We start from the raw sequence: 20,491 nt of genomic DNA, 5'->3' as shown, positions 1-20,491 counted from the left end.
CTCGGCTTATGCGTTCTGTCTGTTCCTCTATACGTTCTCCATCATTCCCGGTAATAAGGTCATGCAAATTTAACTACGTAAAATCGCCGCTGCTGTGTCCTGATCGGTAACCAGTGCGTTGATATAGCCGCCTTTAATTGCAGCGGCGATGGCTTCGGCTTTATTTTCTCCCCCTGCCACGCCAACCCGGACGGGAATGGTCTTCAGCGCGCTTAAAGGTAAGCCAATCAGTTCGTTATGTATTTTGATATCCGTGACAACGTCACCTTTTGCATCAAAAAAGTAGCCTAAGATGTCGCCAACCGCCCCTTTTCGACCAATCATTAACTGTTCGCCCTGACTGATATAGCCGGAGCGAATGATCGTCGCGTCGTCTTGTTGACTCACGGCCCCAATGCCGACAATCGCCACATCCGCAGCTTGTGCGGCTAACAGAACATCTTTGACGCAATTTTCATTTTTTAGCGTATGGGCAATGTCAGCGGAGGATGCCCGCAGCGGAGCCGGAATAATATTCACACTGCACGCCGCATTAAGCTGCCCGATACCCGTCATATAAGAACCGACGCCACCGGAGAGCGTGACCAGGCGAATTTGCTGCGACGAAATAAAACCACTTAAGCGTTGCAGCGTATTCATGGTTGCCTCGCCAAAACCAATCGCCAGCATCTGTTGTGGTTGAAGTAAACTCATCAACATATGCGCCGCGCCTATCCCTAGTCGCCCGCCGACATCAGCATCCGCAAGCCCAGGGATCACCCGGACATGTTGCAGCGAAAACTGACAACGTAATTGAGTTTCATATTCCAGACAGCCTTCAAAGCGAGAATTAATCTGCACGCGAATAATGCCGGACTGATGCCCTTTTTCCAGTAATCGCGACACTTTCAAGCGAGTCAGCCCGAGACGCTCGCTGATCTCGCTCTGGGTCAGCCCGTCGTGATAGTAAAACCACGCGATCCGCGCGACCTGTTCTTCTTCACACATTCCCTGTTCTGAAATTGCCGAATCGTTGATTGTCATAATTCATTCTTCACTTTGAACATATTTAAATCTTTAATGCAATTGTTCAGTTCTTGCGCATTTATATCTGTGATAGCAACCACAGTTTGACTCTACGAGCATGAACAAACGCAACCGTGAAAATCAAAATAGCATAAATTGTGATCTATTCGTCGGAAATATGTGCAATGTCCACCTAAGGTTTATGAACAAATTGAAAGCAGAAATACATTTGTTCAAAACTCACCTGCAAAACTGAACGGGGGAAACATGCTAACGAGTGATACCCGCGCGTTACCGCTACTTTGCGCCCGCTCGGTTTATAAACAGTATTCAGGGGTTAATGTCCTGAAAGGCATCGATTTTACGTTGCATCAGGGGGAAGTCCACGCCCTACTTGGCGGCAATGGTGCCGGTAAATCGACGTTAATGAAGATCATTGCCGGTATTACCCCTGCTGATAGCGGTACGCTGGAGATTGGGGGCAACAACTACACCAGATTAACGCCAGTTCATGCTCATCAGTTGGGTATTTATCTCGTTCCCCAGGAACCGCTGCTTTTCCCAAGCCTGTCGATAAAAGAAAACATTCTGTTTGGGCTGGCAAAAAAACAGCTCTCCATGCAGAAACTGAAGAACTTGCTGGCGGCGCTGGGCTGCCAGTTTGATCTGCATAGTCTGGCAGGATCGCTGGATGTCGCCGATCGCCAAATGGTGGAAATCCTCCGCGGGCTGATGCGCGACTCGCGGATTCTGATCCTCGATGAACCTACCGCCTCGCTTACCCCCGCCGAAACCGAACGTTTGTTTAGTCGCTTGCAAGAGTTGCTTGCTACTGGCGTGGGTATTGTTTTTATCTCGCATAAGCTGCCGGAAATTCGCCAGATTGCCGATCGAATTAGCGTGATGCGCGACGGAACCATCGCCTTAAGCGGCAAAACCAGCGAACTGTCTACCGACGATATTATTCAGGCCATCACGCCAGCGCTACGGGAAAAATCGCTCTCTGCCAGCCAAAAATTATGGCTGGAGTTACCTGGCAACCGCCCACAACATGCCGCCGGAACGCCGGTGCTGACACTGGAAAACCTGACCGGCGAAGGTTTTATGAATGTCAGCTTGACGCTTAATGCCGGAGAAATTCTGGGTCTGGCTGGGCTGGTGGGGGCCGGACGCACAGAACTGGCCGAGACGCTCTATGGTCTGCGTACTTTGCGTGGCGGACGCATTATGCTGAATGGTAAAGAGATCAATAGATTATCCACTGGAGAACGTTTACTGCGCGGTCTGGTTTATCTGCCGGAAGATCGCCAGTCATCCGGACTGAATCTCGATGCTTCGCTGGCCTGGAATGTCTGCGCCCTTACTCATAACCTTCGTGGATTCTGGGCGAAAACCGCGAAAGATAACGCCACACTGGAACGTTATCGTCGGGCTCTGAATATTAAATTTAACCAACCGGAACAAGCTGCGCGGACCTTATCCGGCGGCAACCAGCAAAAAATCCTGATTGCCAAATGTCTGGAAGCTTCGCCGCAAGTTTTGATTGTCGATGAGCCGACGCGCGGCGTGGATGTCTCGGCCCGTAATGATATCTACCAGCTGTTGCGCAGCATCGCCGCACAAAATGTGGCTGTGCTGCTTATCTCCTCTGATCTGGAAGAGATCGAACTGATGGCAGATCGCGTATATGTGATGCATCAGGGCGAAATTGCCCACTCTGCATTGACCGGACGCGATATTAATGTCGAGACCATTATGCGCGTTGCCTTCGGCGATAGTCAGCGTCAGGAGGCATCATGCTGAAGTTTATCCAGAACAACCGTGAAATCACGGCACTGCTGGCGGTGGTGTTGCTGTTTGTATTACCCGGTTTTCTCGACCGCCAGTATTTAAGTATGCAAACGCTGACCATGGTTTATAGCAGCGCGCAAATCCTGATCCTGCTGGCAATGGGCGCGACGCTGGTGATGCTCACGCGCAATATCGATGTTTCGGTAGGTTCGATTACCGGAATGTGCGCAGTGCTGTTGGGAATGTTACTGAACGCGGGGTATTCACTACCTGTTGCTTGTGTCGCGACTTTACTGCTTGGTTTGCTCGCGGGATTTTTCAACGGTGTCCTGGTCGCGTGGCTAAAGATCCCTGCCATTGTTGCCACGCTCGGTACATTAGGATTGTACAGGGGCATCATGTTGCTGTGGACTGGCGGTAAATGGATTGAGGGGTTACCCGCCGAACTGAAACAACTCTCCGCCCCGCTGCTGTTTGGCGTTTCAGCAATTGGTTGGTTGACGATAATTCTGGTGGCATTTATGGCCTGGCTGCTGGCGAAGACGGCGTTTGGACGCAGTTTTTATGCCACGGGCGATAATTTGCAGGGCGCTCGTCAACTGGGCGTTCGTACGGAAGCCATTAGGATTGTGGCATTTTCGTTGAACGGCTGCATGGCGGCACTGGCGGGGATTGTGTTTGCTTCGCAGATCGGTTTTATTCCCAACCAGACCGGTACCGGGCTGGAGATGAAAGCGATTGCAGCCTGCGTGCTGGGCGGTATTAGTTTGCTCGGCGGTTCCGGTGCGATCATCGGTGCGGTACTCGGCGCATGGTTCCTGACGCAGATCGATAGTGTACTGGTGCTGTTGCGCATTCCGGCATGGTGGAATGATTTTATCGCGGGCCTGGTTCTGCTGGCGGTGCTGGTGTTTGATGGACGCCTGCGTTGTGCGCTGGAACGTAATCTACGGCGGCAAAAATATGCCCGCTTTATGACGCCACCGCCATCCGTTAAACCCGCTTCGTCAGGTAAAAAACGGGAGGCCGCGTAATGCGTATTCGCTACGGTTGGGAACTAGCTCTTGCCGCACTGCTCGTTATTGAGATTGTCGCATTTGGTGCAATTAACCCGCGGATGTTAGATCTCAATATGTTGCTGTTCAGCACCAGTGACTTTATCTGCATTGGCATTGTCGCCCTACCGCTGACGATGGTGATTGTCAGTGGCGGGATCGATATTTCGTTTGGCTCGACCATCGGCTTGTGCGCCATTGCATTAGGCGTACTGTTTCAAAGCGGCGTGCCGATGCCGCTGGCGATTCTTCTGACCTTTCTGCTCGGCGCATTGTGCGGGCTGATTAACGCCGGATTAATTATCTATACCAAAGTTAACCCGCTGGTGATTACGCTTGGCACGCTGTATCTGTTTGCCGGAAGCGCTCTGCTGCTTTCCGGGATGGCCGGAGCGACGGGGTACGAAGGTATTGGTGGATTCCCGATGGCGTTTACAGATTTCGCTAACCTGGATGTGCTGGGACTCCCCGTTCCGCTGATTATCTTTCTGATATGTCTCCTCGTTTTCTGGCTCTGGCTGCATAAAACCCATGCCGGACGTAATGTGTTTTTGATTGGGCAAAGCCCGCGCGTGGCGCTTTATAGCGCGATTCCAGTTAACCGCACCTTATGTGCGCTCTATGCCATGACGGGGCTGGCGTCTGCGGTCGCCGCTGTGCTGCTGGTATCGTATTTTGGTTCAGCACGTTCCGATCTCGGTGCGTCGTTTCTGATGCCCGCCATCACCGCCGTGGTGCTTGGCGGTGCCAATATTTATGGTGGTTCCGGTTCGATTATCGGCACCGCCATTGCGGTTTTACTAGTGGGATATTTGCAACAAGGTTTGCAAATGGCAGGAGTGCCAAATCAGGTGTCCAGCGCCCTTTCCGGTGCGCTGCTTATCGTCGTTGTCGTAGGTCGTTCCGTTAGCCTGCATCGCCAGCAAATTAAAGAGTGGCTGGCGCGTCGGGCCAATAACCCATTGCCATAAAGGATATCTTCATGACACTTCATCGCTTTAAGAAAATCGCCTTACTTAGCGCTCTTGGCATTGCCGCAATCTCTATGAATGTGCAGGCCGCAGAGCGTATTGCTTTTATTCCCAAACTGGTTGGCGTGGGATTTTTTACCAGCGGTGGCAACGGCGCACAACAAGCGGGTAAAGAGCTGGGCGTTGATGTGACCTACGACGGGCCGACAGAACCCAGTGTTTCTGGTCAGGTACAGTTGATTAATAACTTCGTCAATCAGGGTTATAACGCCATTATCGTTTCTGCGGTTTCGCCTGATGGCTTGTGTCCGGCACTGAAACGCGCCATGCAACGTGGTGTGAGAGTGCTGACCTGGGACTCTGATACTAAACCGGAGTGCCGCTCTTACTACATTAATCAGGGAACGCCCACCCAGTTGGGAGGTATGTTGGTGGATATGGCGGCGCGTCAGGTGAATAAAGACAAAGCCAAAGTCGCGTTTTTCTACTCAAGCCCCACCGTTACGGACCAAAACCAGTGGGTGAAAGAAGCGAAAGCGAAAATCGCCAAAGAGCATCCAGGCTGGGAAATTGTCACTACGCAGTTTGGCTATAACGATGCCACTAAATCGTTACAAACCGCAGAAGGAATATTAAAAGCGTATAGCGATCTCGACGCCATTATCGCCCCCGATGCCAATGCCCTGCCAGCTGCCGCACAAGCCGCAGAAAACCTGAAAAATGACAAAGTTGCGATTGTCGGATTCAGTACGCCAAACGTGATGCGTCCGTATGTAGAGCGCGGCACGGTGAAAGAATTTGGCCTGTGGGATGTGGTTCAGCAAGGCAAAATTTCAGTTTATGTCGCGGATGCATTATTGAAAAAAGGATCAATGAAAACGGGCGACAAGCTGGATATCCAGGGCGTAGGTCAGGTGGAAGTCTCGCCAAACAGCGTTCAGGGCTATGACTACGAAGCGGATGGTAATGGCATCGTACTGTTACCGGAGCGCGTGATATTCAACAAAGAGAATATCGGCAAATACGATTTCTGATGTGCATTACTTAACCGGAGTACGTTATGGCAGATTTAGACGATATTAAAGATGGTAAAGATTTTCGTACCGATCAACCGCAACAAAATATCCCTTTTACCCTGAAAGGTTGCGGTGCGCTGGATTGGGGAATGCAGTCACGCTTATCGCGGATATTTAATCCGAAAACGGGTAAAACCGTGATGCTGGCCTTTGACCATGGTTATTTTCAGGGGCCGACTACCGGACTTGAACGCATTGATATAAATATCGCCCCGCTGTTTGAACATGCCGATGTATTAATGTGTACGCGCGGCATTTTGCGCAGCGTAGTCCCCCCGGCGACCAATAAGCCGGTAGTACTGCGGGCGTCTGGTGCGAACTCTATTCTGGCGGAATTAAGTAATGAAGCCGTGGCGTTATCGATGGATGACGCCGTGCGCCTGAACAGTTGCGCGGTGGCAGCGCAGGTTTATATCGGCAGCGAATATGAACATCAGTCGATCAAAAATATTATTCAGCTGGTCGATGCCGGAATGAAAGTAGGAATGCCGACCATGGCAGTCACTGGCGTGGGCAAAGATATGGTGCGCGATCAGCGTTATTTCTCGCTGGCTACCCGAATCGCCGCTGAAATGGGGGCGCAGATTATCAAAACTTATTATGTCGATAAAGGTTTTGAACGGATTGTTGCCGGATGTCCGGTACCCATTGTTATTGCTGGCGGTAAAAAATTACCGGAGCGCGAGGCGCTGGAAATGTGCTGGCAGGCTATCGATCAGGGCGCTTCTGGTGTGGATATGGGGCGTAATATTTTCCAGTCTGACCATCCGGTGGCGATGATGAAAGCCGTACAGGCGGTGGTACACCATAACGAAACGGCTGATCGGGCATATGAACTCTATCTGAGTGAAAAACAGTAACTGCGGATTTAAGGAGAAGAATTATGCACGTCACACTGGTTGAAATTAACGTTCATGAAGACAAGGTTGACGAGTTTATCGAAGTTTTTCGCCAGAACCACCTGGGCTCGGTACAGGAAGAAGGCAATTTGCGCTTCGATGTCTTACAGGACCCGGAAGTGAATTCGCGCTTTTATATCTACGAAGCTTATAAAGATGAAGACGCAGTGGCGTTCCATAAAACCACGCCCCACTACAAAACCTGTGTCGCAAAACTGGAATCTTTAATGACCGGGCCGCGTAAAAAACGTCTGTTCAATGGATTGATGCCGTGAGGCGAATTTATCAGTTTTATCTACAATTGGGGTAACGCGCTGACGGGAGTAAAAATATGTCTGACTGGAACCCCTCTTTATATCTGCACTTTGCCGCTGAACGATCGCGTCCGGCGGTGGAGCTGCTTGCCAGAGTGCCGCTGGAGAATATCGAATACGTTGCCGATCTTGGCTGTGGCCCAGGTAACAGCACCGCCCTGCTACATCAACGTTGGCCTGCGGCCAGGATAACAGGCATCGACTCGTCTCCGGCGATGATTGCTGAAGCGCGCAGTGCTTTGCCAGACTGCCAGTTCGTGGAAGCAGACATCCGCAACTGGCAACCGGAACAGGCACTCGATCTGATTTTTGCTAATGCCTCGCTGCAATGGCTGCCCGACCATTACGAACTGTTCCCTCATCTGGTTTCGTTACTCAGTCCGCAGGGCGTGCTGGCGGTACAAATGCCGGATAACTGGCTAGAGCCAACCCATGTGCTCATGCGCGAAGTCGCCTGGGAACAAAATTATCCGGATCGCGGGCGTGAGCCGCTGGCTGGCGTTCATGCTTACTACGATATTTTGAGCGAAGCCGGATGTGAAGTCGATATCTGGCGAACCACCTACTATCACCAGATGCCGTCGCACCAGGCGATTATTGACTGGGTGAGCGCCACTGGATTACGTCCGTGGTTACAGGATCTGACCGAGAGCGAACAGCAGCATTTTCTTACGCGCTACCATCAGATGCTGGAAGAGCAGTATCCACTGCAAGAGAACGGAGAGATACTGCTGGCATTTCCGCGTCTGTTTATTGTTGCCCGGCGTACGGAGTAAATATTACGTCAGCTGGTAATGACGATCGGGAAGAATTTTTGCTGGAATTTCTGCTTCATCGTTCATCTGTAACAGGTCAATTTCAATAGCGTTGCAGATGGCATCCAGCGGTAAATCATTGTTTTCAGTACCGAAGGGATCTTCCAGTTCTTCCGCCAGACAATCCAGCGAAATAAAAGTGTAGGATATCAGCACAGAGATAAAAGGCGTCATGTAATGCAGGTCCACGACCAGCGCGAACGGCAGCATGATACAAAACAGATAAACGGTACGATGCAAAATCAGGGTGTAGGCAAAGGGAATTGGCGTATAGGCAATGCGCTCGCAGCCTGCCAGAACCGCTGAAATATCGTTAAGCCGATCGTTGAGGCTAATAAACAGGATATCTGAAAGCTGCCCATTGCGGCGCTGAACCGCCAACCACTCCCCCATTATCAACAAAATACGGTTAGCTGGAGTGTTTGAAGCCAGTACACGCTGAAGATCTTCAGTCTTGAGATAATGTGCCAGCACTTCCGCCTGTGGTTGTTTGCGTAATGTCATGCGTAAACAGTGGGCGAAGGCGATTTGCAGCCGGGCAAACTCCCTTACACTTGCCGAATCCGGCAATGTCGTTTTTACCTCACGCAGTAACGACCGAGAGGCAATCATCAACTGTCCCCAAAGTTTTCGCGCTTCAACATAACGGGCGTAACCGGCGTTATTACGAAAACCAAGGAAGATGGCGATGGCGACACCGAGAATGCTGAATGGTGCGAGGGTAAATTTAATACCCAGATGCGTGTACCAGGGCAGCATGAAAATAACAGCGATAGAAAAGAGAAAATTGAGTAGTAAGCGCGAGGATATCTTGGATAATACTGAACCGTGCCAGACAAAAATACGGCGCAGCCAGTGTTGTTGTGGACGAACGATCATGGTTATCTTCAGGCGTGGAAAAGTCGCCCTATTAAACGTGATTACGATCACATTCTCAAGACACTACTTACAAATTACCTATAAGCTTACAACATTAACAGGTGCTGCATGTGGCACCTGTTAATGATAAAGGCAAATAGGATGTTGTAACTAATATAGTGAAATAAGAAACCCGGTCGAAACCGGGTTCAGAGTATTAGCACAACGGACGTACAGCTTCGCGCATTCCTTTTTCGAGAATCGCATCCAGGTCATTAGCAACCAGCTCGACCAGACCAGGCACTTGCGTCAGGTCCTGCTCCCAGTGGTCTTTTTCAGCCAATACAATAGCAACCAGTTCCTGGGTGCCGATAACACCGTCACGATGCTGGCTCCAGAGTTGCTGATAACGTTCCAGCCAGTGCGCATCGTCCTGTACCGGATATGTTTCTCCATTACGCTCACCGCGATAGAACGCAATCAATGCCGCTAATGCGAAAGTAAGGCGCGCCGGAAGTGTGCCATTTGCCTTCTGCCCTGCCAGCAGCTGCGGCAGGATACGGGTGCGGAACTTGGTCATACCGTTAAGCGCGATAGACAGCAGCTGATGCTTGATGTACGGATTACGGAAACGTCCGGTGACTGCACTGGCGAAAGATTCCAGTTCATCACGAGGCAAATCCAGTACCGGAATAATCTCTTCGTAGATGGCTTTTTCAACGAATGCACAAATTTCAGCATCGTTCATCGCTTCACCTACAGTATCCAGCCCTGCCTGGAACGCCACCGGCACCAGCGCCGTGTGTGCACCGTTGAGGATTGCCACTTTGCGCTCTTTATACGGTTTAATATCGTCAACAATCAGCACGTTGAGCGGATATTTGTCCAGACGCAGCTCAGTCGCTAAGGATTTCGGCCCCTGAATCACAAACAGGTAAAAGTGTTCAGCGGTGTCGAGGAAACCATCGTGATAACCCAGTTCTTCTTCCAGTTTAGCCACTTCATCACGCGGATAACCGGTAACGATACGGTCCACCAGCGTAGAACAGAAGCTGTTAGCCTGATCCAGCCATTGAATAAATGCTTCTGGTAGTGCCCACTCTTGCGCGTAGCGCAGCACCAGTTCACGCAGTGCATCGCCGTTATAGTCGATCAGTTCACATGGGATGATGATCCAACCTTTATCCTGCGCTCCGTTGAAATGGCTAAAGCGTTCGAACAGCAGACGGGTCAGTTTTGCCGGATAACTTACCGCTGGCGCGTCATCGAATTTATCGCCCGCATGGTAGCTGATACCCGCTTCGGTGGTGTTAGAGAAAACAAAGCGCATTTCCGGGTTGTGCGCCAGTTTCAGGAATTCATCGTATTCACTGTAGACGCTGATTTCACGATTAACCGAGCGAATCAGACGCGCGTCGCTGACCGCCTCCCCCTTCTCATTCAAACCACGGATAATGGTGGTGTACAGACCATCCTGCGTGCTCAATGACGGCGGGAATGAAGTTTCAATCGGACGAACAACGACCACGCCAGAATTCAGATCGGTGTGCTCATTCAGGAGATCGATTTGCCAGTCAACAAAGGCGCGCAGGAAGTTACCTTCACCAAACTGAATGATACGTTCTGGATACTGTGCACCGGGAAAATCGCGACGATTTAGTGTTTTCACAATGGGTTCCCTTCTGATTAGTCATACAACCTGTTTGAATTGGTACGACAGGTTAGCAAACTTTAATACGCCGAACCCCTGTTTTGATCAACTCCTGATGATTAATGAGCAGTTTTATGAGAAAAGTGTGGAGCGGATCATGGTTTAATCGAGGAACTACGCCTTTTATTCGCTCAATAAAGTGGTAGAACACATTCCGTTAAAATCGCTCTGCATGAATAAAGATGTCAGACAACTTCCTCACCGTAACGCATAGTGCTGGTACGGTTGCGCCCATCTTTCTTCGAGCGATACAGACATGTATCGGCTTCGACCATCAATTTATTAAAGTCATCGGTCAGCGTTCGGTACGATGCGCAACCACTACCGACGCCAATACTTACCGTGAGATAAAGCGTTTTTTGTTGCCAGGTGAACGGTTGCAGTTCAACGCCTTTACGGATTTTTTCCGCCATTAGCAGACCATCGACAGGATTCACCGAGGGCACTGCAACAGCAAATTCTTCGCCGCCCATTCGCGCCACCAGCCCCTTATCACCGACAATCTTTTGAATATGCTGGGCAAACACGCTTAACACTTTATCGCCACATTCATGTCCATAGTTATCGTTAATGCTTTTGAAATAGTCGATATCAAGCAGCATGACAGTCAGATGTTGTGTCTGTTTCAGCGATGGACTTTTCAGCGCCTCATAAAGACCGGACCGTGAGTAAACCTGAGTCAGAAAATCAAAGTCGGCTCGCAGCGCAACTTGCTTTATTAGCGAATTGATCGCTGCCACGCTAAAAGAAACCATAATTGGGCATATCGCCATCGTGGCAATACCGAGACGTGCGGAGAACATTTGCGGAATGGAGAACGGCGAACCGACCGATATATCAATCACCGAATTTGCCACCAGTACGATTTCCACCGCACCGGTGACAAAGGTCAACAGACATGTTACCTGCGGCGTATAGCGCACTGCACACCAGATTAATGCAGGCAGCGGGAACGCCAGACTCCCCGCTCCGCCAATGACTACCGAGGCAAAAACCGACACAATAAGCGCGATAGCGGGCATCATCTGTTCTGCTTTAAAGCGCGGCAGCACTCCAGGAATTGCCAACGTCAGCATACAAGGCACGATCAACACGCCCGTTGAGAATTGCTCACTGAACCAGTCGGCAAGCAAAGGCCAGAAATCCAGACTATCAATACTGACCGAACCAATCGCCCCGACAATAGCGCATAATAATGCGGCAATCAGACAGTAATTAAATAGCCGTAAGGCACTTACTGGCTCGTACTTATTTTTCCCCAGACGCTTATCCCGCGCGACCAGTAAGGCGACGGTAACAATAAACATCATATTGGAGAAATTGATAGCCAGTGAAACCAGCCCCCATTCGGTGGTTATGGCATCATAAACCAGCATTGCCACATAACTGATCGCATAGTAATGCAGTCGATTAAGCCAGACATAGCGGGCAAACACCCCCGCCATTACGCCATTCAGCGGCCAGAAAAGAGAAAGTTCGTGAACCAGCCGTAACTCTGCACCAATAAAATAGAACAGCGTGGTTAGCACAAAAATAGCGATGCTATTACGTAGCAGATGACCTTCCTGGAACAAACGGAAAGTTGAAATGGGCTGTACATGCATTAATTATCTGTCCATACAATTGCGGGTGGCAATTATCTCAACGTAATAAGTAAATTCTCATAAAGGATAGCATGTTCGCTGACAGCGGCGGCAAATAAAGATATCCTGGGAATGCTATTTTATCGTTTTCCGCAATTATCATGGCTGATTCATCTGTATAACCAACCAGTGATAGATTACCGACACGATATAACGTTGTTGTTCCTCGCTTAACGAAACACCCTGCGGAATGTTATGCCACTTAGCCAGACAACCGCGACAACAGGTTGCAGTAGCGTGCTGAGCGATAAACACCGGATGCCCGCGCATGGGGGTTTGCTTACCGTCGTTAGCCGGTAATGCCGGAGCAAGACGTTTAGAGACAAAATCCGCCGCATGTTGTTCGATGACTGGCGCGCCTTTCTCCAGACAATACTGACGCTCTTTCACACCCAAACGAAAGCGAGAGCGAAATTTTGAACGGGATAAACGCGCGAAGAGTGGATCGAGAGACTGCATTAATAAACCGAACGCCCTAATTGTTTCGTCAATTGTTCAAGGACAGCAATTCCCGCAAGCGAGTTACCGGCATCATCCAGTTCCGGGCTCCAGACTGCGATGGCCATTTCATGCGGAACAATCGCCACAATACCGCCACCAACGCCAGATTTTGCCGGTAGTCCCACCCGCCAGGCAAACTCCCCCGCGTTCTGGTACATACCACTGGTCGCCATCAGTGCGTTAATTTGCCGCGCCTGCATTGGCGTCACCACAGGTTCATCAATATGAATAGCTTTCCCCTGATTAGCCAGAAAGACAAACGTCCGGGCCAGCTCTATACAGCTCATTTTCAGAGCGCAGTAATGAAAGTAGTTTTGCAGAACGGTTGTCACGTCATGATGGAAATTGCCAAACGACTTCATCAGCCAGGCGATAGCCGCATTTCGCGCGGAGTGTTCAAATTCGGAACGCGCTACCACCGTATCGTAGGAAATATCAGACACACCGCTTAAGCCGCGCACGACTTCCAGCATACGTTGCCGAGGAGCGCTTAATCGCCCTTGCAACATATCGCAAACCACCAGCGCACCGGCATTAATAAACGGATTACGCGGAATACCCTGCTCCATTTCGAGTTGCACTAAAGAATTGAACGGTGATCCAGACGGATCTTTGCCGACGCGTTGCCAGATTTCCTCTTCGGAGTAATGACGCATGGCGACAACGAGACTCAGCACTTTGGAAATAGACTGAATGGAAAAACGTTCTTGTGCGTCTCCGGCCTGAAAAAGCTGTCCGTCAACGGTACAGATAGCAATGCCCAGCCGGGAACCATCAACCGTCGCCAGCGCCGGAATATAATCCGCGACTTTACCCTGACCAATGAGCGGCCGCACTTGCCGCAAGATGTTTTCTAAAATTGCATTATCCATGGCGACTGCCACTTTCTACTCCTGGACCGCAGGTCTGAAAAGACCTGCGAGTATATCAGAGCTGAATATGTAGCGTCAGATCCGGTCTTTCCACACCGTCTGGATATTACAGAATTCGTGTAAGCCGAAATGGGAAAGCTCACGACCAAAGCCACTCTTCTTCACGCCACCAAAGGCGACTCGCGCGTCGCTGGCACAGTAACCATTGATAAACACCCCACCGCATTCCAGACGTGCCGCCATCTGTCTGGCCTGTGTTTCGTCGGTGGTGAAAATGGTCGCTGAAAGGCCGAACTCGCTATCATTAGCCAGTTCCAACGCATGTTCTGCATCCTTTGCAATAGTGATTGCCGCAACGGGGCCAAACATCTCTTCCCGAAACGCAGTCATTTCTGGTGTGACATTCGACAGAACCGTTGGCGGATAGTAGTTACCTGCCCCAGCCAGCTTTTCCCCGCCCAGTAACAAACGTGCACCTTGAGCCAGAGTTTTTTCTACCTGATGATGTAGCTCATCACGCAAATCAAAGCGAGCCATGGGTCCGAGATCGTTCTCTTCATCACGTGGATCGCCCATTTTCAAGGCTGCCGCAGCTGCTACAAAACGTTCAGTAAATGCCGAAGCAATTCCCTCTTCGATGATAAAGCGTTTTGCCGCCGCACAAACCTGTCCGGTATTCTGATAACGTCCGGCTACCGCCGCTTTCACCGCAAGTTCCAGATCGGCATCGTTAAGCACAATAAACGGATCCGAACCGCCCAGTTCCAGTACGCATTTTTTCAGTGCCGCTCCAGCCTGTGCGCCAATAGCCGCTCCCGCACGAACACTTCCGGTCACCGTGACTGCAGCAATGCGCGAATCTTTAATCATCTGACTCACACCGTCATTGTCGGCATTCAGCCATCCATATACGCCTTGTGGGATACCGGCATCTTTAAACACCTGAGCAATGAGCTGTGCACAGCCCATCACATTCGGCGCATGCTTAAGTAAGTAACCGTTACCTGCAAGAATGATGGGCACCGCGCCACGCATCACCTGCCATAACGGAAAATTCCACGGCATAATCGCCAGAATCGTCCCCAACGGTCGATACTCAATAACCGCCTGCTGATTTTCCACCAGCGTAGGTTCCGCCTTCAGCATCGCCGGACCATGTTCTGCATACCAGTCACACAAATTCGCCGATTTCGCCACTTCAGCACGCGCCTGGTTGATCGGTTTGCCCATTTCACGGGTGATCATTTGCGCCATTTCTTCGCTACGGGCGCGCAGAGCCTTACCGATATCACGCAGTTTTTCAGCACGATAATCTATATTTGTCTCGCGCCAGTCGCGAAAGCCTGCTGCCGCCAGCTGAAGTGCGTTTTCTATATCGTCAGCGCCAGCCCACGGCAGCACAGAAAGTTGTTCACCAGTGGCAGGATTTATCGAAATTGCATGGGTTGCCGGAGTAATGGTCATCGGGGTATCTCCTTTATGGGTTATGGTAAAAAGATACGCAGATTTACTCTTGCTTGAAAATGAATAATATTAAGCCACTTATTCACGAATTGAGAATGCCATGGATCTGACCCAACTGGAGATGTTCAACGCGGTTGCCGAAGCTGGCAGCATTACCCAGGCTGCAGCAAAAGTGCATCGCGTCCCGTCGAATCTCACTACCCGTCTACGCCAGCTGGAAACAGAACTGGGGGTTGATCTGTTTATTCGCGAGAATCAGCGTTTACGTCTCTCGCCTGCCGGGCATAACTTTTTACGCTATAGCCAACAAATTCTCGCGTTAGTGGATGAAGCGCGGAGCGTTGTCGCTGGCGATGAGCCGCAAGGTTTATTTTCTCTTGGTTCGCTGGAAAGCACCGCTGCAGTGCGCATTCCGCCCACGCTGGCGGAATTTAACCGTCGTTATCCCAAAATTCAGTTTTCACTTTCCACCGGCCCTTCCGGCACTATGCTGGAAGGGGTGCTGGAGGGAAAACTGAATGCGGCGTTTATTGATGGGCCCATTAACCATACTGCCATTGACGGGATACCGGTGTACCGCGAGGAGTTGATGATTGTCACGCCACAAGGACATGCACCAGTAACCCGCGCCAGTCAGGTTAATGGCTGTAACATTTATGCATTCCGTGCCAATTGTTCATATCGTCGCCACTTTGAAAGCTGGTTTCATGCCGACGGTGCAGCGCCGGGGACCATCCATGAAATGGAGTCGTATCACGGTATGTTAGCCTGTGTGGTTGCGGGTGCGGGCATTGCACTTATCCCACGCTCAATGCTGGAAAGTATGCCGGGGCATCACCAGGTTGAAGCGTGGCCGTTGGCTGAGCAATGGCGTTGGTTAACAACCTGGCTGGTCTGGCGCCGCGGTGCGAAAACACGTCCTCTTGAAGCGTTTATTCAACTGCTCGATGTGCCTGACTCAGCAAAACAGTCTTCCCAATGAGCTATTTTTGATAGTTCTTGCAGCTCATATGCTCTATATAGTGATGTTCCGATGACTTATGACTATATGGGGCAAATATGGTTACGCCAGTAAGCATCAGCAATTTCATCTCACTTCCTGATGATTTTCCCGTTCGCAATATTGCACCTCAGGTAAAAGAAGTTTTGAAGGATTTTATTGATGCGCTCAGCATTATAATATGTGATGAGGAGTGGCGTACGTCTTTAAACATCAATTCAAACACCAAAAAGATATTCAATAATCTTGATAACCTATCTTATATACAGAGGACAACTTTCCGAGATAACGACACGCTATACAATGAAAAGGTTCAATTTAAACTCACTTATCCTGTTAAGAATGGAAGACATAAAGAAAACATTGAATTTCAGGTAGTAATAAATTTAAGCCCTATTTATTTAGATAATTTTCGCCACGATGGGGAAATTAATATTTATTGTGCTCCCGACCCAAAGCCTGTCACTATGGGTCGGGCCTTTCAGACCGGCGTCGAGCGTGTGCTCTTTCTGTTTCTTAATGACTTTATTGAACAATTTCCAATGATCAGCCCCGGCGTCCCCATCAAAAGGTCTCATACTCCACATATTGAACCTCTTCCTCCTGAGCATCATACCGCTGCAGATTACTTACGTCAGTTTGATTTATTCGTACTGAACTTTATCTCTCGTGGTAATTTTGTCATACTCCCCCGACTATGGAATAAGCCGCAGGTCCACAGGTGGTTCGCGAATAAAAACCCAAACTTAATCACCGCCATCTACGACATAAAGGATAACCCATTAAAAGAGGAGTTATTACAAAACCTCATGGATTCATTAGGTTCTAACAAACAAGTACTACCTGAAGTTTGTATCTGCTTTTTATCGCTTTTATCAAACAAAGAAATACCTCACTTTCAGAGTCTATTCTTATTTTTTACAAATATGTTATTGCACTTTCAAATTTTTATGAAACCTAATGAAAATGACCTGAATGATGTGTTGATACCGGCATTATTAAGTGAAGATAAAAGTATCCATCGTATGGCACGCAAGATTTTAAAACTTTTTGTAAAAAATGAAATTCCGCCCAAAATTAGTAACGAAGAACTACTGGACAATAGGCCTCGTTCCCCTGTGAGGCCACCTTTACCATCAGCCACCAAAACGCCAGACCTTCCTGATCGTCATTAAAATGTGATGTTAACAACTCTCTGACGCGTGACAGAACAACCGTCAGAGAGATGGAAATGCGATCTAGATCACAAATGCATTGTATTCACATCATTAACCGTTTTAAGATCATTTCATTACTTTTCGCAACTCACCCGATAATCTGTTATGACAACAAACACTGTTTCCCGCAAAGTGGCGTGGCTACGGGTCGTTACGCTGGCAGTCGCCGCTTTCATCTTCAATACTACCGAATTTGTCCCTGTTGGCCTGCTTTCTGACATCGCACAAAGTTTCCATATGCAAACCGCTCAAGTCGGTATCATGTTAACCATTTATGCATGGGTAGTGGCGCTAATGTCATTGCCTTTTATGCTAATGACAAGCCAGGTTGAACGCCGCAAATTACTGATCTGCCTGTTTGTGGTGTTTATTGCCAGCCACGTACTGTCGTTTTTGTCGTGGAGCTTTACCGTTCTGGTGATCAGTCGCATTGGTGTGGCTTTTGCACATGCGATTTTCTGGTCGATTACGGCGTCTCTGGCGATCCGTATGGCTCCGGCCGGAAAGCGAGCACAGGCATTGAGTTTAATTGCCACCGGTACAGCTCTGGCGATGGTATTAGGTTTACCTCTCGGGCGCATTGTGGGGCAGTATTTCGGTTGGCGTATGACCTTCTTCGCGATCGGTATCGGGGCATTTATCACCCTTCTGTGCCTGATTAAGTTACTTCCCTTACTCCCCAGCGAGCATTCAGGGTCGTTGAAAAGCCTTCCGCTATTGTTCCGCCGCCCGGCATTAATGAGCATTTATTTGTTAACTGTGGTGGTTGTCACCGCCCATTACACGGCATACAGCTATATCGAGCCTTTTGTGCAAAACATTGCGGGATTCAGCGCCAACTTTGCCACGGCATTACTGTTATTACTCGGTGGTGCGGGCATTATTGGCAGCGTGATTTTCGGTAAACTGGGTAATCAGTATGCGTCTGCGTTGGTGAGTACGGCGATTGCGTTGTTGCTGGTGTGCCTCGCACTGCTGCTACCTTCGGCGAACAGTGAAATACACCTCGGGGTGCTGAGTATTTTCTGGGGGATCGCAATGATGATCATCGGGCTTGGTATGCAGGTTAAAGTGCTGGCGCTGGCACCAGATGCCACCGACGTCGCGATGGCGCTATTCTCGGGAATATTTAATATTGGAATCGGCGCTGGCGCGTTGGTAGGTAATCAGGTCAGTCTGCACTGGTCAATGTCGATGATTGGTTATGTGGGCGCGGTGCCTGCTTTTGCCGCGTTAATATGGTCAATCATCATTTTTCGCCGCTGGCCAGTGACACTCGAAGAACAGACGCAATAGTTGAAAGGCCCATTCGGGCCTTTTTTAATGATACGTTTTAATGATTTCCAGGATGCCGTTAATAATAAACTGCACACCCATACATACCAGCAGGAATCCCATCAGACGGGAGATCGCTTCAATTCCCCCCTTGCCCACCAGCCGCATAATTGCGCCAGAGCTGCGTAGACTTCCCCACAAAATAACCGCCACCAGGAAAAAGATCAGCGGCGGCGCAACCATCAGAACCCAATCAGCGAAGGTTGAACTCTGACGCACAGTGGACGCCGAGCTAATAATCATCGCAATGGTTCCCGGACCGGCGGTACTAGGCATTGCCAGAGGTACAAAGGCAATATTGGCGCTGGGTTCATCTTCCAGCTCTTCCGACTTGCTTTTCGCTTCCGGTGAATCAATCGCTTTCTGTTGCGGAAAGAGCATCCGAAAACCGATAAACGCGACGATTAAGCCGCCTGCAATTCGCAGACCGGGAATCGAAATGCCAAATGTATCCATCACCAGTTGCCCGGCGTAATACGCCACCATCATGATGGCAAAGACGTACACCGAGGCCATCAACGACTGACGATTACGTTCGGCACTGTTCATGTTGCCTGCCAGACCAAGAAATAACGCGACAGTTGTTAATGGGTTAGCTAACGGCAGTAACACCACCAGCCCCAGGCCTATTGCTTTAAACAAATCTAACATTAGTGGTTGTTATCCTGTGTATCTGGGTTATCAGCGAAAAGTATAAGGGGTAAACAACGATAAAGTGTCACTCTTTAGCTAGCCTTGAATCGCATTGACCAAAACTTGAACCGATTTAGCAAAACGTGGCATCGGTCAATTCATTCATTTGACTTATACTTGCCTGGGCAATATTATCCCCTGCAACTAATTACTTGCCAGGGCAACTAATGTGAAAAGTACCAGCGATCTGTTCAATGAAATTATTCCATTGGGTCGCTTAATCCATATGGTTAATCAGAAGAAAGATCGCCTGCTTAACGAGTATCTGTCTCCGCTGGATATTACCGCGGCACAGTTTAAGGTGCTCTGCTCTATCCGCTGCGCGTCGTGTATTACTCCGGTTGAACTGAAAAAAGTGTTGTCGGTCGACCTGGGAGCGCTGACCCGTATGCTGGATCGCCTGGTTTGTAAAGGCTGGGTGGAAAGGTTGCCGAACCCGAATGATAAGCGCGGCGTACTGGTAAAACTTACCACCAGCGGCGCGGCAATATGTGAACAATGCCATCAATTAGTTGGCCAGGACCTGCATCAAGAATTAACAAAAAACCTGACGGCGGACGAAGTGGCAACACTTGAGCATTTGCTTAAGAAAGTCCTGCCGTAAACAAAAAAAGAGGTATGACGATGTCCAGACGCAATACTGACGCTATTACCATTCATAGCATTTTGGACTGGATCGAGGATAACCTGGAATCGCCACTGTCACTGGAGAAAGTGTCAGAGCGTTCGGGTTACTCCAAATGGCACCTGCAACGGATGTTTAAAAAAGAAACCGGTCATTCATTAGGCCAATACATCCGCAGCCGTAAAATGACGGAAATCGCGCAAAAGCTGAAGGAAAGTAACGAGCCGATACTCTATCTGGCAGAACGATATGGCTTCGAGTCGCAACAAACTCTGACCCGAACCTTCAAAAATTACTTTGATGTTCCGCCACATAAATACCGGATGACCAATATGCAGGGCGAATCGCGCTTTTTACATCCATTAAATCATTACAACAGCTAGTTGATAACGTGACAACGTCACTGAGGCAATCATGAAACCACTTTTATCCGCAATGGTAACTGCGCTTATTCTCTTCTCCGCGCAGAGCTTTGCGGAACAAACCACGCAGCCGGTTGTTACTTCCTGTGCCAATGTCGTGGTTGTTCCCCCATCGCAGGAACAACCACCGTTTGATTTAAATCACATGGGTACTGGCAGTGATAAGTCGGATGCGCTCGGCGTGCCCTATTATAATCAACACGCTATGTAATTTATTCTGGCCC

General features: G+C 49.5%; 21 protein-coding genes. 13 read left to right on the top strand and 8 right to left on the bottom strand.

Translation table 11 applies throughout. The features are described from left to right. Nucleotides 1-69 precede the first annotated feature (69 nt). The gene (gene lsrR, locus BGE37_RS21405) at nucleotides 70-1,023 is read right to left on the bottom strand and encodes a transcriptional regulator LsrR (protein WP_000154346.1); all 954 of its coding nucleotides are present in this window, start codon (nucleotides 1,021-1,023) and stop codon (nucleotides 70-72) included. Between the two features lie 249 nt (nucleotides 1,024-1,272). On the opposite strand from lsrR, the gene lsrA reads away from it, so the two are divergent. From lsrA to tam, 7 genes are read left to right on the top strand one after another with little or no spacing between them, the layout of a single operon-like run. Beyond that, entirely contained in the window at nucleotides 1,273-2,808 is a 1,536-nt protein-coding gene (gene lsrA / locus BGE37_RS21400; protein WP_000958013.1) for an autoinducer 2 ABC transporter ATP-binding protein LsrA, read from the top strand. After that, complete coding sequence (gene lsrC, locus BGE37_RS21395) at nucleotides 2,802-3,830, top strand: autoinducer 2 ABC transporter permease LsrC (protein WP_021552079.1); 1,029 nt, start codon at nucleotides 2,802-2,804, stop codon at nucleotides 3,828-3,830. The genes lsrA and lsrC overlap by 7 nt, the downstream gene beginning before the upstream one ends. After that, the gene (lsrD, locus tag BGE37_RS21390; protein WP_105288422.1) at nucleotides 3,830-4,822 is read left to right on the top strand and encodes an autoinducer 2 ABC transporter permease LsrD; all 993 of its coding nucleotides are present in this window, start codon (nucleotides 3,830-3,832) and stop codon (nucleotides 4,820-4,822) included. The genes lsrC and lsrD overlap by 1 nt, the downstream gene beginning before the upstream one ends. Nucleotides 4,823-4,833: 11 nt before the next feature. Continuing rightward, complete coding sequence (gene lsrB / locus BGE37_RS21385; protein ID WP_072686653.1) at nucleotides 4,834-5,856, top strand: autoinducer 2 ABC transporter substrate-binding protein LsrB; 1,023 nt, start codon at nucleotides 4,834-4,836, stop codon at nucleotides 5,854-5,856. Between the two features lie 26 nt (nucleotides 5,857-5,882). Next, the gene (gene lsrF / locus BGE37_RS21380; RefSeq protein ID WP_000774178.1) at nucleotides 5,883-6,758 is read left to right on the top strand and encodes a 3-hydroxy-5-phosphonooxypentane-2,4-dione thiolase; all 876 of its coding nucleotides are present in this window, start codon (nucleotides 5,883-5,885) and stop codon (nucleotides 6,756-6,758) included. Nucleotides 6,759-6,781: 23 nt separating this feature from the next. Further along, on the top strand, nucleotides 6,782-7,072 hold the full coding sequence (lsrG, locus tag BGE37_RS21375) for a (4S)-4-hydroxy-5-phosphonooxypentane-2,3-dione isomerase (protein WP_000558527.1): 291 nt from the start codon (nucleotides 6,782-6,784) through the stop codon (nucleotides 7,070-7,072). 56 nt (nucleotides 7,073-7,128) lie between these two features. Continuing rightward, nucleotides 7,129-7,887, top strand: coding sequence for a trans-aconitate 2-methyltransferase (tam, locus tag BGE37_RS21370; protein ID WP_105288421.1), 759 nt, complete (start codon nucleotides 7,129-7,131; stop codon nucleotides 7,885-7,887). Between the two features lie 3 nt (nucleotides 7,888-7,890). Here tam and BGE37_RS21365 read toward each other — a convergent pair whose 3' ends face one another. The 6 genes from BGE37_RS21365 to sad form a co-directional block, all read right to left on the bottom strand. Further along, a complete protein-coding gene (locus BGE37_RS21365; protein WP_039021838.1) occupies nucleotides 7,891-8,805 on the bottom strand; it encodes a bestrophin family protein in 915 nt (304 codons plus the stop codon). A gap of 196 nt (nucleotides 8,806-9,001) precedes the next feature. Then, nucleotides 9,002-10,453, bottom strand: coding sequence for a tagaturonate reductase (gene uxaB, locus BGE37_RS21355; protein WP_105272077.1), 1,452 nt, complete (start codon nucleotides 10,451-10,453; stop codon nucleotides 9,002-9,004). Between the two features lie 227 nt (nucleotides 10,454-10,680). After that, nucleotides 10,681-12,099 carry a sensor domain-containing diguanylate cyclase gene (locus BGE37_RS21350; protein WP_123057346.1) on the bottom strand — a complete coding sequence of 473 codons (1,419 nt, stop codon included), beginning with the start codon at nucleotides 12,097-12,099 and terminating at the stop codon, nucleotides 10,681-10,683. Nucleotides 12,100-12,237: 138 nt separating this feature from the next. Further along, nucleotides 12,238-12,597, bottom strand: a complete 360-nt coding sequence (locus tag BGE37_RS21340) for a DUF4186 domain-containing protein (protein WP_001191038.1) — start codon at nucleotides 12,595-12,597, stop codon at nucleotides 12,238-12,240. Further along, nucleotides 12,597-13,523 (bottom strand): glutaminase B, encoded by a 927-nt coding sequence (gene glsB / locus BGE37_RS21335; RefSeq protein ID WP_000257402.1) that lies wholly within the window; start codon nucleotides 13,521-13,523, stop codon nucleotides 12,597-12,599. The genes BGE37_RS21340 and glsB overlap by 1 nt, the downstream gene beginning before the upstream one ends. 63 nt (nucleotides 13,524-13,586) lie before the next feature. Further along, nucleotides 13,587-14,975, bottom strand: a complete 1,389-nt coding sequence (gene sad, locus BGE37_RS21330) for a succinate-semialdehyde dehydrogenase (RefSeq protein ID WP_105288420.1) — start codon at nucleotides 14,973-14,975, stop codon at nucleotides 13,587-13,589. Between the two features lie 100 nt (nucleotides 14,976-15,075). Between sad and ptrR the strand changes: the two genes are divergently transcribed. The 3 genes from ptrR (at nucleotide 15,076) to ydeA (ending at nucleotide 18,488) form a co-directional block, all read left to right on the top strand. Further along, the gene (gene ptrR, locus BGE37_RS21325) at nucleotides 15,076-15,957 is read left to right on the top strand and encodes a putrescine utilization regulator PtrR (protein ID WP_105288419.1); all 882 of its coding nucleotides are present in this window, start codon (nucleotides 15,076-15,078) and stop codon (nucleotides 15,955-15,957) included. Between the two features lie 77 nt (nucleotides 15,958-16,034). Then, nucleotides 16,035-17,150, top strand: coding sequence for a putative protein YneK (gene yneK / locus BGE37_RS21320; protein ID WP_088541883.1), 1,116 nt, complete (start codon nucleotides 16,035-16,037; stop codon nucleotides 17,148-17,150). A gap of 147 nt (nucleotides 17,151-17,297) precedes the next feature. Next, a complete protein-coding gene (gene ydeA, locus BGE37_RS21315; RefSeq protein ID WP_088541882.1) occupies nucleotides 17,298-18,488 on the top strand; it encodes an L-arabinose MFS transporter in 1,191 nt (396 codons plus the stop codon). Nucleotides 18,489-18,512: 24 nt separating this feature from the next. Here ydeA and marC read toward each other — a convergent pair whose 3' ends face one another. After that, nucleotides 18,513-19,178 carry an NAAT family transporter MarC gene (marC, locus tag BGE37_RS21310; RefSeq protein ID WP_000885033.1) on the bottom strand — a complete coding sequence of 222 codons (666 nt, stop codon included), beginning with the start codon at nucleotides 19,176-19,178 and terminating at the stop codon, nucleotides 18,513-18,515. Nucleotides 19,179-19,389: 211 nt separating this feature from the next. On the opposite strand from marC, the gene marR reads away from it, so the two are divergent. Genes marR through marB form a run of 3 tightly spaced genes read left to right on the top strand, consistent with a single transcriptional unit; the run spans nucleotide 19,390 to nucleotide 20,478 of the window. Next, the gene (gene marR / locus BGE37_RS21305) at nucleotides 19,390-19,824 is read left to right on the top strand and encodes a multiple antibiotic resistance transcriptional regulator MarR (protein WP_000843424.1); all 435 of its coding nucleotides are present in this window, start codon (nucleotides 19,390-19,392) and stop codon (nucleotides 19,822-19,824) included. A gap of 20 nt (nucleotides 19,825-19,844) precedes the next feature. Continuing rightward, complete coding sequence (marA, locus tag BGE37_RS21300) at nucleotides 19,845-20,228, top strand: MDR efflux pump AcrAB transcriptional activator MarA (protein WP_000091199.1); 384 nt, start codon at nucleotides 19,845-19,847, stop codon at nucleotides 20,226-20,228. Between the two features lie 31 nt (nucleotides 20,229-20,259). Then, on the top strand, nucleotides 20,260-20,478 hold the full coding sequence (gene marB / locus BGE37_RS21295; RefSeq protein ID WP_088541881.1) for a multiple antibiotic resistance protein MarB: 219 nt from the start codon (nucleotides 20,260-20,262) through the stop codon (nucleotides 20,476-20,478). Nucleotides 20,479-20,491 lie beyond the last annotated feature (13 nt).

Source organism: Escherichia sp. MOD1-EC6300, from assembly GCF_002965045.1.
Lineage (GTDB): Bacteria > Pseudomonadota > Gammaproteobacteria > Enterobacterales > Enterobacteriaceae > Escherichia > Escherichia coli_F.
This window is presented reverse-complemented; position numbering and strand designations above follow the sequence as displayed.

What these genes read in the sequence shown, in the direction of transcription:
- lsrR (WP_000154346.1), bottom strand. Translation starts at nt 1,023, where the DNA reads ATGACAATCAACGATTCGGCAATTTCAGAACAGGGAATGTGTGAAGAA.
- lsrA (WP_000958013.1), top strand. Translation starts at nt 1,273, where the DNA reads ATGCTAACGAGTGATACCCGCGCGTTACCGCTACTTTGCGCCCGCTCG.
- lsrC (WP_021552079.1), top strand. Translation starts at nt 2,802, where the DNA reads ATGCTGAAGTTTATCCAGAACAACCGTGAAATCACGGCACTGCTGGCG.
- lsrD (WP_105288422.1), top strand. Translation starts at nt 3,830, where the DNA reads ATGCGTATTCGCTACGGTTGGGAACTAGCTCTTGCCGCACTGCTCGTT.
- lsrB (WP_072686653.1), top strand. Translation starts at nt 4,834, where the DNA reads ATGACACTTCATCGCTTTAAGAAAATCGCCTTACTTAGCGCTCTTGGC.
- lsrF (WP_000774178.1), top strand. Translation starts at nt 5,883, where the DNA reads ATGGCAGATTTAGACGATATTAAAGATGGTAAAGATTTTCGTACCGAT.
- lsrG (WP_000558527.1), top strand. Translation starts at nt 6,782, where the DNA reads ATGCACGTCACACTGGTTGAAATTAACGTTCATGAAGACAAGGTTGAC.
- tam (WP_105288421.1), top strand. Translation starts at nt 7,129, where the DNA reads ATGTCTGACTGGAACCCCTCTTTATATCTGCACTTTGCCGCTGAACGA.
- BGE37_RS21365 (WP_039021838.1), bottom strand. Translation starts at nt 8,805, where the DNA reads ATGATCGTTCGTCCACAACAACACTGGCTGCGCCGTATTTTTGTCTGG.
- BGE37_RS21350 (WP_123057346.1), bottom strand. Translation starts at nt 12,099, where the DNA reads ATGCATGTACAGCCCATTTCAACTTTCCGTTTGTTCCAGGAAGGTCAT.
- BGE37_RS21340 (WP_001191038.1), bottom strand. Translation starts at nt 12,597, where the DNA reads ATGCAGTCTCTCGATCCACTCTTCGCGCGTTTATCCCGTTCAAAATTT.
- sad (WP_105288420.1), bottom strand. Translation starts at nt 14,975, where the DNA reads ATGACCATTACTCCGGCAACCCATGCAATTTCGATAAATCCTGCCACT.
- ptrR (WP_105288419.1), top strand. Translation starts at nt 15,076, where the DNA reads ATGGATCTGACCCAACTGGAGATGTTCAACGCGGTTGCCGAAGCTGGC.
- yneK (WP_088541883.1), top strand. Translation starts at nt 16,035, where the DNA reads ATGGTTACGCCAGTAAGCATCAGCAATTTCATCTCACTTCCTGATGAT.
- ydeA (WP_088541882.1), top strand. Translation starts at nt 17,298, where the DNA reads ATGACAACAAACACTGTTTCCCGCAAAGTGGCGTGGCTACGGGTCGTT.
- marC (WP_000885033.1), bottom strand. Translation starts at nt 19,178, where the DNA reads ATGTTAGATTTGTTTAAAGCAATAGGCCTGGGGCTGGTGGTGTTACTG.
- marA (WP_000091199.1), top strand. Translation starts at nt 19,845, where the DNA reads ATGTCCAGACGCAATACTGACGCTATTACCATTCATAGCATTTTGGAC.
- marB (WP_088541881.1), top strand. Translation starts at nt 20,260, where the DNA reads ATGAAACCACTTTTATCCGCAATGGTAACTGCGCTTATTCTCTTCTCC.